12 protein-coding genes are annotated in these 8,527 nt (G+C 53.5%); all 12 read left to right on the top strand.

All coding sequences use genetic code 11. The features are described 5' to 3' along the window. Positions 1 to 371 (top strand): Ada metal-binding domain-containing protein (locus tag QNK41_RS19670; protein ID WP_319260513.1); only part of this gene is annotated, 371 nt, incomplete at its 5' end. 19 nt (positions 372 to 390) lie between these two features. Next, on the top strand, positions 391 to 1,278 hold the full coding sequence (locus QNK41_RS19675) for a MinD/ParA family protein (RefSeq protein ID WP_319260516.1): 888 nt from the start codon (positions 391 to 393) through the stop codon (positions 1,276 to 1,278). A gap of 44 nt (positions 1,279 to 1,322) precedes the next feature. Next, the gene (locus QNK41_RS19680; RefSeq protein ID WP_319260518.1) at positions 1,323 to 2,081 is read left to right on the top strand and encodes a FliA/WhiG family RNA polymerase sigma factor; all 759 of its coding nucleotides are present in this window, start codon (positions 1,323 to 1,325) and stop codon (positions 2,079 to 2,081) included. A 57-nt stretch (positions 2,082 to 2,138) separates the two neighbouring features. Next, a complete protein-coding gene (locus tag QNK41_RS19685; protein WP_319260520.1) occupies positions 2,139 to 2,597 on the top strand; it encodes a hypothetical protein in 459 nt (152 codons plus the stop codon). Positions 2,598 to 2,814: 217 nt separating this feature from the next. Further along, positions 2,815 to 3,561, top strand: coding sequence for a flagellar basal-body rod protein FlgF (flgF, locus tag QNK41_RS19690; protein WP_319260524.1), 747 nt, complete (start codon positions 2,815 to 2,817; stop codon positions 3,559 to 3,561). 20 nt (positions 3,562 to 3,581) lie between these two features. Then, entirely contained in the window at positions 3,582 to 4,370 is a 789-nt protein-coding gene (gene flgG, locus QNK41_RS19695) for a flagellar basal-body rod protein FlgG (RefSeq protein ID WP_319260527.1), read from the top strand. Between the two features lie 5 nt (positions 4,371 to 4,375). Then, positions 4,376 to 5,380, top strand: coding sequence for a flagellar basal body P-ring formation chaperone FlgA (gene flgA / locus QNK41_RS19700; protein ID WP_319260530.1), 1,005 nt, complete (start codon positions 4,376 to 4,378; stop codon positions 5,378 to 5,380). Positions 5,381 to 5,439: 59 nt separating this feature from the next. After that, on the top strand, positions 5,440 to 6,153 hold the full coding sequence (locus tag QNK41_RS19705) for a flagellar basal body L-ring protein FlgH (RefSeq protein WP_319260532.1): 714 nt from the start codon (positions 5,440 to 5,442) through the stop codon (positions 6,151 to 6,153). Positions 6,154 to 6,173: 20 nt separating this feature from the next. Further along, positions 6,174 to 7,280 carry a flagellar basal body P-ring protein FlgI gene (locus tag QNK41_RS19710; RefSeq protein ID WP_319260535.1) on the top strand — a complete coding sequence of 369 codons (1,107 nt, stop codon included), beginning with the start codon at positions 6,174 to 6,176 and terminating at the stop codon, positions 7,278 to 7,280. After that, positions 7,280 to 7,618, top strand: a complete 339-nt coding sequence (locus QNK41_RS19715; protein ID WP_319260539.1) for a rod-binding protein — start codon at positions 7,280 to 7,282, stop codon at positions 7,616 to 7,618. The genes QNK41_RS19710 and QNK41_RS19715 overlap by 1 nt, the downstream gene beginning before the upstream one ends. A gap of 137 nt (positions 7,619 to 7,755) precedes the next feature. Further along, complete coding sequence (flgM, locus tag QNK41_RS19720; RefSeq protein WP_319260541.1) at positions 7,756 to 8,088, top strand: flagellar biosynthesis anti-sigma factor FlgM; 333 nt, start codon at positions 7,756 to 7,758, stop codon at positions 8,086 to 8,088. A 22-nt stretch (positions 8,089 to 8,110) separates the two neighbouring features. After that, the coding region (flgN, locus tag QNK41_RS19725; protein ID WP_319260543.1) for a flagellar export chaperone FlgN at positions 8,111 to 8,527 on the top strand (417 nt) is incomplete at its 3' end.

Raw genomic sequence — 8,527 nt, forward strand, 5'->3', positions numbered from 1 at the left:
GGGTGGATCTGTCCGATGGCCTTCATGAATATATGGCTGCCGGGCTGGCTGGGGTTGCCCCTCATCGTGAACCCGCTGGCGGCCAGGTGACCTTTTTTTCCAGAAAACGGGAGCAGACAAAAACCAGCTCCGCTGACGGTGACGCGACCAGCGATTCAGTCCACTATCTGGCCAACCGCAATTCCGAGCTGTTCCATCATTCCAACTGCAAGTCGGTAAAACGGATCAATGCAGAGAATATCGCTGCGTTCAGCAGCGCTGAACAAGCCATGGACGAAGGCTTTAAACCGTGTCGGGCATGCTGCGACATCAGCATGATCAGAAAACCGGTGACGGAAGGCCTTGGTTATCCGTGTGCGCGTGCCTTATAACCTGGGAGAACTAACCGTAATGTCAAATTATGAGAAGACCGGACAGATTATCAGCCTGAACCAGAAAAGAAGACAGAAACAGTCGATGATGAAAAAGGGTACAGTGCCGCAGTCGCCGGCCAGGGTTATCGCCATCACCAGCGGTAAGGGTGGCGTCGGCAAAACCAATATCGTCGCCAATTTGGGTTACGCCCTGTGCAAGTCAGGCAAAAGGGTGCTCATCTTCGATGCGGACCTGGGCCTTGGAAACCTGGATGTACTTTTGGGACTGACACCCCCCTTCAATCTATCCCATGTGGTTGAAGGCAAGAAAAAATTATCGGAAATCATCATCAGCGGGCCGGGGAATTTAAAGATACTGCCCGCCTCGTCGGGAATTCAGGAATTGACCAAGTTAACATTGGCCCAGAAATTAGAGATATTCAATGAACTGAATACACTCTTGTCCGACTACGACATCGTGTTGATTGACACGGCTGCCGGCATCTCTTCCAACGTACTCTATTTCAACGCATCCGCCAACGAGATCATGGTGGTCGTCACCCCTGAGCCGACTTCCGTAACCGATGCGTATGCATTGATGAAAATCCTTTCGGTAAAATATCAGGAGAAGCATTTCCGGCTGATCGTCAATCTGGCAAATAATGTAAAAGAAGCCGATGAGGTGAGCCGACAGCTCTGTCTGGTGGCTAATCGTTTTCTGGATATCTCCATCGAATATTTTGGGAATGTGTTGATGGACGACAAGGTGAAGGTCGGTGTTCGCAAACAGAAAGTCGTCAGTGAATTGGCCCCCATGACCCAGGCGAGTCGAAACTTCGCCGAACTGGCCCATAAGCTAGTTGGATCTGAGCCGATGATTCGCCGCTCGGAGAGCCGACCGCTGATCTGGCGCGACATCGTTTAAACCATAAAGCAGAACGGAAGAATTCCTAAACGTGGAGCAAAAACATGGATCTGGCGCAATCACGAGAAGAAAATTTTGGAAAAGAGAGCCATTTGCTGCGAAATCAGATTATCAACGAATACCTTCCCTACGTGAAACGTATCGTGAATCGGATCGCGGTGCATCTGCCGGCCACCATTGAGGTGGATGACCTGATCAATGTCGGAATTATCGGATTGATTCAGGCCATTGAGCGGTATGACCCGTCCCGGGATAATAAATTTATCACCTACGCCGTCTTTCGTATCAAGGGCGCCGTGTTGAGTGAACTTCGATCACGCGATTTTCTGGGCCGTACCACACGAAGAAAGATCCGGGATCTGGAAAAGGCCTATCTGAAGCTGGAACAGAAACTGGGTCGGGACGTGGCCGACGAAGAGGTCGCCGAGGAGATGAACATGAACTTGGAACAATATTATAAAGTCAAGCGGATGTCCAGCATCTCTTTCGTCAGCTTCGAGGAGGTCGGTCAGGCATCGCGAAGCGATACGGCGACGATTGCCAGCTCACTGGCATATGGTGATACCGATGATGCGTTGTCCATGACCACCATGAAAGAGATCAAGTCCACCATCGCCCAAAATATCGACTTGCTGCCTGAAAAGGAAAAGCTTGTCATATCGCTTTATTATTCCGATGAATTGACCATGAAGGAGATCGGCAAAGTCATGGATATTACCGAATCCCGTGTTTCGCAGATCCATGCCCAGGCCATCATTCATTTGAGAGGTAAACTGCGCCGGGAAGGATTGCTTGAGGATTGACGAGGACCCTGACCGGCTGATTTGCATGATAGACGGTGCTGATGAAAAGGAAGAGAGGTGAACATGTTACATGCCAGCCATGAAATTTGGGGCGTCTGTGTCATCGTACTGCTGATCGGATTCTGGATCATAAAACGATGGTTTTCCCGAAAAAGCCCGGAAACCGCCATCGGGTTGGAGCGCGCAACGTTCAATTCCTCCTTTGGGGATCATGATATTGAACATCGGGCGCTCATGTTCCTGATGACCCAGAAAACCGATTCCGTATTGGCCGCACTGGCTCGTACCATCGAGCAGGAACGACAAAAACTGGGCGGTGTCGTCAGAAAACCGTCGATGACTGAAGCCATGGATGCCTTTCAGGCAGCGGCGAAACCTGTCGCGACCCATCGACCATGCTCCTACGACCAGATTCTGCCCATGGCCCACGACGGGATTGCGGTCGCGAAAATCGCCCGTCAGCTACAATTGCCCGAAGCGGAAGTCTGCATGGTTATGAGGCTGAATGCTGCCTGACCGCACGGCTGGCGTCGGTTTTAAAAATAGGAAAAAAAGACCGGTAAGGCACTTGTTGCCTACCGGTTTTTTGATTTTAGCCGGTTTAGCGAGTCCTCTGATCGGGTAACCGGCCTAAAATAGAGACAGTACGGAAAGTATTGGTTGTGGCATACAGGTTGCAGAAAAATCTGTCAGCCATGAATGAACCCAACCCAACCCATCAGGAGTCAACCCAATGAGTGGCGGAATGTACCTTGCCGCAGCCGGCGCACTGGTCCAGCAATTACGATTGGAGGTGCTTGCCAACAATGTGGCCAACATCAGTACCATCGGCTATAAAGGCGATCGATCCATCTTCCAGATCCCGGAAGAGACCGAATCCCAGTCATTTGAGACCTCCATTGAAGGGATTCAATCCTTATCACCCTATGCACCGCCTTTTTCTACCGTCATTGATTTCAGTCAGGGGGCGATTCGACAGACCGGCAACCCGTTGGATGTGGCCCTTAACGGCAGCGGTTTTTTTTCAATCCAGACGCCCGACGGCGTCCAGTATACGCGCCAGGGAAACTTTACACTGGATAGCGAGGGTGTTCTGATTACACTGGACGGCTATCCGGTGCTGGGTGAAGGCGGTGAAATAACCCTGGACGAAGGAACCGTTGAAATCGACGGGCAGGGAGGCGTTTACGTGGATGGTGACGAAGTGGGCCGACTGCAGATTAGTGATTTCACCAATCCTGAGACGCTGATAAAGGCCGGTAACGGCCGATTTGTTGGATCGGACGCGGCTATTTTGGGTGAACGCCCGGAAAACAGTACGGTGAGCCAGGGATATCTGGAAACCGCCAACGTCAACCCGGTACGCGCCATGACCGAGATGATCGAAACATCCCGGGCCTTTGAGGCCTATCAGAAAGTGATTCAAAGCGCAGATGAAGCCACATCCAAGAGCATCAACGATGTGGGCAAAACCATTTAAGAACAGATGAGGAGAAAACCATGATCAGAAGTCTATGGTCCGCGGCCACAGGAATGCAGGCGCAGACATTGAACATCGATGTGATTTCAAACAACCTGGCCAATGTCGGCACCTCCGGATTCAAGAAAAGCCGGGCAGATTTCCAGGACCTGCTTTACCAGACACTCCGATCTCCGGGGGTGTCGTCCTCCGCAGATACCCAAGTGCCCACCGGTATCCAGGTGGGTCACGGGGTAAGCCCCGCCGCCACTCAGAAGGTGTTCACCCAGGGTGAATTCAACCACACCCAGAATCAATTGGACATGGCCATCGAAGGCGGCGGATTTTTTCAGGTGATCCAGCCCAACGGAGAAACTGGATATTCCCGGGCGGGCACATTCAAGCTGGACAGCGATGGCCGGGTGGTGACGTCGGACGGGTTTCCCATAGAGCCGGAACTGACCATCCCGGTCGATGCAATGGCCGTTTCCATCGGGACCGACGGGACAGTATCTGTGCTTCTGGCTGGAGAAAACCAACCGTCGGAAATCGGCAATATTGAACTGGCCAGCTTTTTGAATCCGGCTGGGTTGAGGAGTATCGGCCGGAATCTCTACATTCCGTCCGCTTCATCGGGGGATGCCACCACCGGTACACCGGGTGAGGACGGATACGGCACCATTGCACAAGGGTACCTGGAGATGTCTAACGTGAGTGTGGTGGATGAGATGGTCAACATGATCGTGGCCCAGCGGGCCTACGAAATCAACAGCAAGACCATTCAGGCCTCCGATGACATGCTCCAGACGGCAACCAACCTGAGAAGATAGGACCGATGATGACAACCGGCATCAATCGATCTGAAAATATGGGAAAGCTGGGCGTATGCGTCGTCATCATGGCTGCGGTGTGTCTGCTTTCACCGGCCGCTTTCTCCTCGGACGGCACCTGCCTCACACTCAAGAAAGCGGCCCTGGTCGAAAAGGATTCGGTACACCTGTTCGACATTGCCACGTTGACCGGCACCTCAAAAGACCAGATGAAGACCATGGGTGCAACGGTTGTGGCCAGGTCTCCCCGGCCCGGTCAGACCCGGTTCGTGGGCATCGACTATATCCGCATCCGTCTCAAACAATCCGGGGTCGACACGGCGTCGATGATTTTCAAAGGCCCCCCGGATGTGCGGATTACCCGTCAGGCAGCCGCCTTGCCCATCCAGCGGATACAGCATGCGGTTGAAATGGCGATCCGCAGCCGGATGCCATGGAAAAACGAAGATGTGACCATCAGCGAGATCGGTTTTGATGAAACTCTCCAGCTTCCCACAGGGAGGCTGACTTACCGGATCGAGCCCTCCCGCAACGAAGACTATCTGGGCAAGACGATTATGGCGCTGCACCTTTTCGTGGACGGTGATGCGGTTCGAAAGGTCTGGGTCAATGCGACGATTTCCGTCATGGCGGATGTGATCACCGTGATCCGGCCCCTGGGAAAGCATGCCTATATCGAGCTGGCCGACCTGTCGGTTGAACGCCGCGATTTGTCGGATCTGTCGTCGGATACGGTCAGCCGTATCGAAGACGCCCTGGGAAATCGGACGACGCGGATGATCTATCCCCAAACCGTTCTTCAATCGAGCATGTTTGCCTCACCGCCGCTGGTCAGGAAAGGTGACATCGTCAAGATTGTCGCCAGCGCCGGCCCCATGATGATTACAGCCACCGGCATGGTCAAACAGCAGGGATGCAGGGGCGACATGGTTCGCGTGGTGAATACGGATTCCAACCGCATCATTACGGCCCGGGTCACCGGACCGGGTGCTGTCGAAGTTAATTTTTAGTGAGGTGTATCATGGTCTCTCCTTTTATCGCTGGCATTGCCTGCAGATTTAGGTGTGGGTTGATTATTCTTCTTTTGGGCATCGGTTTGGCCGGCTGCGCCAATGGTTTTTCTGGATTGGGCAAGCCGATTCAGTCCAAGGCGCCCAGCTATGAACCCAACCAGCAGCCGCTCTTTTCATCCGCATCGGCGGCAATCCCCCAATCCCAACCGGATGGCTCCTTGTGGCAGGATAACGCACCCTTGATCTCCATGTTTGCCAGCCAGAAGGCGCGAACCGTGGGTGACGTCGTCACCATAAAAATCGCTGAATCCTCGGAGGCCACCAACAAGGCCAGGACGGCGACGGATCGTTCTTCTTCCCTGAGCGCCAGTGTGGATGCGTTCTTCAATGCAGAAAAACGCTTTCCGGCCGATCAGCCGTTTTTCAACCCCTTTGCCAAAGTGGCCGGCGGTATGGAAAGTGATTTCCAAGGCAATGGAACCACCCAACGCAGCGGAGATCTGAATGCCTATATCACCGCATTGGTGACACAGGTGCTGCCCAACGGCAACCTGGTCGTCACCGGGTCGCGGGAGGTGTTGATCAACCGGGAAAACCAGATCATCCAACTCTCCGGTGTGGTGCGGCCGCGCGATATCAACGCGGACAACCAGGTGCTGTCGACCTACATTGCCGACGCCAGGATATCCTACAGCGGCAGCGGTGTGGTCAATGACCGGCAAAAACCCGGCTGGCTGACCGCTATTGTCATGAAGGTATGGCCCTTTTAAACCCAAGGATCGAAGGACCCATGAAAAGCATACGACCAATCATGATCTGCATGTTCGTTATTATCGCTTTAGGGTGGTGTGGCCATGCCGGTGCGGCCAGGCTCAAGGACATCGCCGAGATCAACGGGGTGCGCATGAACCAGCTGGTGGGCTATGGTCTCGTGGTCGGGCTTGACGGGTCCGGGGACGGGAAAAAAGCCACCTTTACGGTTCAATCCATGGCCTCCATGCTGGAAAAAATGGGCGTGACCGTCGACCAGAGGGACATTCAGGTGAAAAATGTCGCTGCGGTCATGGTCACGGCCAAGCTGCCGCCCTTTGCCAAACGGGGAAACCGCATCGACGTGCTGGTCAGCTCCATCGGCGATGCCGACAACCTTCAAGGTGGAACGCTCATGCTGACGCCGCTCAAAGGTATCAACGGCAAGATCTACGCGGTGGCACAGGGTCCGGTGAACACCGGTGGTTTTGGTGCCGGCGGCACGGGCTCCACGGTGGTAAAGAACTTTCCCACCGTGGGTCGCGTGCTGTCCGGGGCCATCATCGAACGGGAGGTCCCAAACAATTTTAGCGATAGTGACAGCCTGCAGTTCAGCCTTCACAACCCCGATGTCAACACGGCTGTGCGGGTGGTCGATGTGATCAATGCCCAATTTGCGCAGCCGATTGCCCGCGCCCAGGATGCCGGCACCATTGAAATCCTCATCCCTGATCAGCACAAAGGAAACACGATTGCCCTGTTGGCTTCACTGAGTGTGCTCGAGGTTCAGCCGGACAACGATGCCAAGGTGGTGATCAATGAACGGACCGGTACGGTGGTCATGGGCGAGCAAGTTCGCATATCTACCATCGCCATTGCCCACGGGAATCTGAGCATCGTTGTCAAAGAGAACTTCGATGTCTCTCAACCGCTGCCCTTTTCCGAAGGACAGACAGTAGTCTTACCCAATACCCAGATCAATGTCCAGGAAGATGCCAATCAACTGGTGGTGGTCCCCAATGGGGTGAGTATCGGTGATGTGGTCAATGCCCTCAACGCTTTAGGGGTTACGCCCAGGGACCTGATCGCCATATTCCAGGCCATCAAGGCGGCCGGTGCGCTTCAGGCGGATCTGGAGGTGATTTGATGGCCGAATTAAACCCGGTGGCCATGGATTCAACGATTTTTCAACTGCGCACCTCAAGTGCTGATCAAACCCTTTCTGCCGCCGAGTCGGGGTTGCGGCAGGACGGGCATACAGATGCCGAACTTGAGAATGCCAGCAAGCAGTTCGAGTCCCTGCTGCTCAATTTCATGATCCGTGAAATGCGGGCAACGGTCCCCGAATCCACACTGTTTCCCCCATCCATGGCGGAAGAAATTTTTACCGACATGATGGATGAACAAATCGCAGGGGAGATGGCGCAAAACGGCGGCATCGGCATTTCCCGCATGATTTTCAATCAACTCAAAGGGCAAAAATAGGCCCCGCAACGGGTCAGTAGATAAATTCGACAAATCTGGAAATTAAAGCCTTCACCACAAAGGGCCGATAAGAAGGGGTAACAGACCATGATCGGTGATCATGGGAAACGAGATCAGTTGAGTTCAGGAGATCTTAAATGGAAATTCCCGAAAAAGGCCCCTTGCAATCCCTCCCCGCCCAGAACAGGTCAATTGAAGCGGTGACACCACCGCCCCCTGAAACCACCGGGGCGCCGAGCAAGACTGCTGAAAAGGATACCGTCAGCCTCACGGAAAGAGGTCGTGCGTTCAAAGCCGCCGCCGAACATGCGCACTCACTGCCTGAAATTCGTGAAGACCGGGTAATGCAATTAAAACGTGAACTTGAAGAAGGAACATACCGGGTGAAAGGCCATCGCATTGCCGTGAACATGATCAACGAAACCCTTGAAAATAACCGCGTGCTGAAACACATCGGCACCAAGGCATGAGCGCAACCCACAGGACAACACCATGAATGTAAAGATTATCGAACTGCTCGATTTGCTGGATGAAGAGGCGGCCTGTTATCGAGAGATGCAACGGATCCTGGTCGACGAGGAAACATCGATTTCCCTTTCGAGAAAGGAACCTTTCGATCAGGTTCAGAACGAAAAGGAATTGCTGGTAGTCAAGCTCCAACCGCTTGAAGAAAGAAGAAAAATGCTGATCGGCCAATTGTCGGAAGCATACCTGACCAACGGCAAATCAATAACGATCAGCCAGCTGGCAAATTTTGTCGAGCAGCCAATCCGTCGACGCCTGCTGGACCGCGCCAGTTGTTTGCGATCGATCATCGGCGATGTACATGAGAAGAACAGACACAACCAGCTGATGATCAATCAGTATCTGGATCTGATCAAAGGATCGTTGAAGCTGCTGACCAATCTC

Source organism: Desulfosarcina sp. (genome assembly GCF_033791525.1).
GTDB lineage: Bacteria > Desulfobacterota > Desulfobacteria > Desulfobacterales > Desulfosarcinaceae > Desulfosarcina.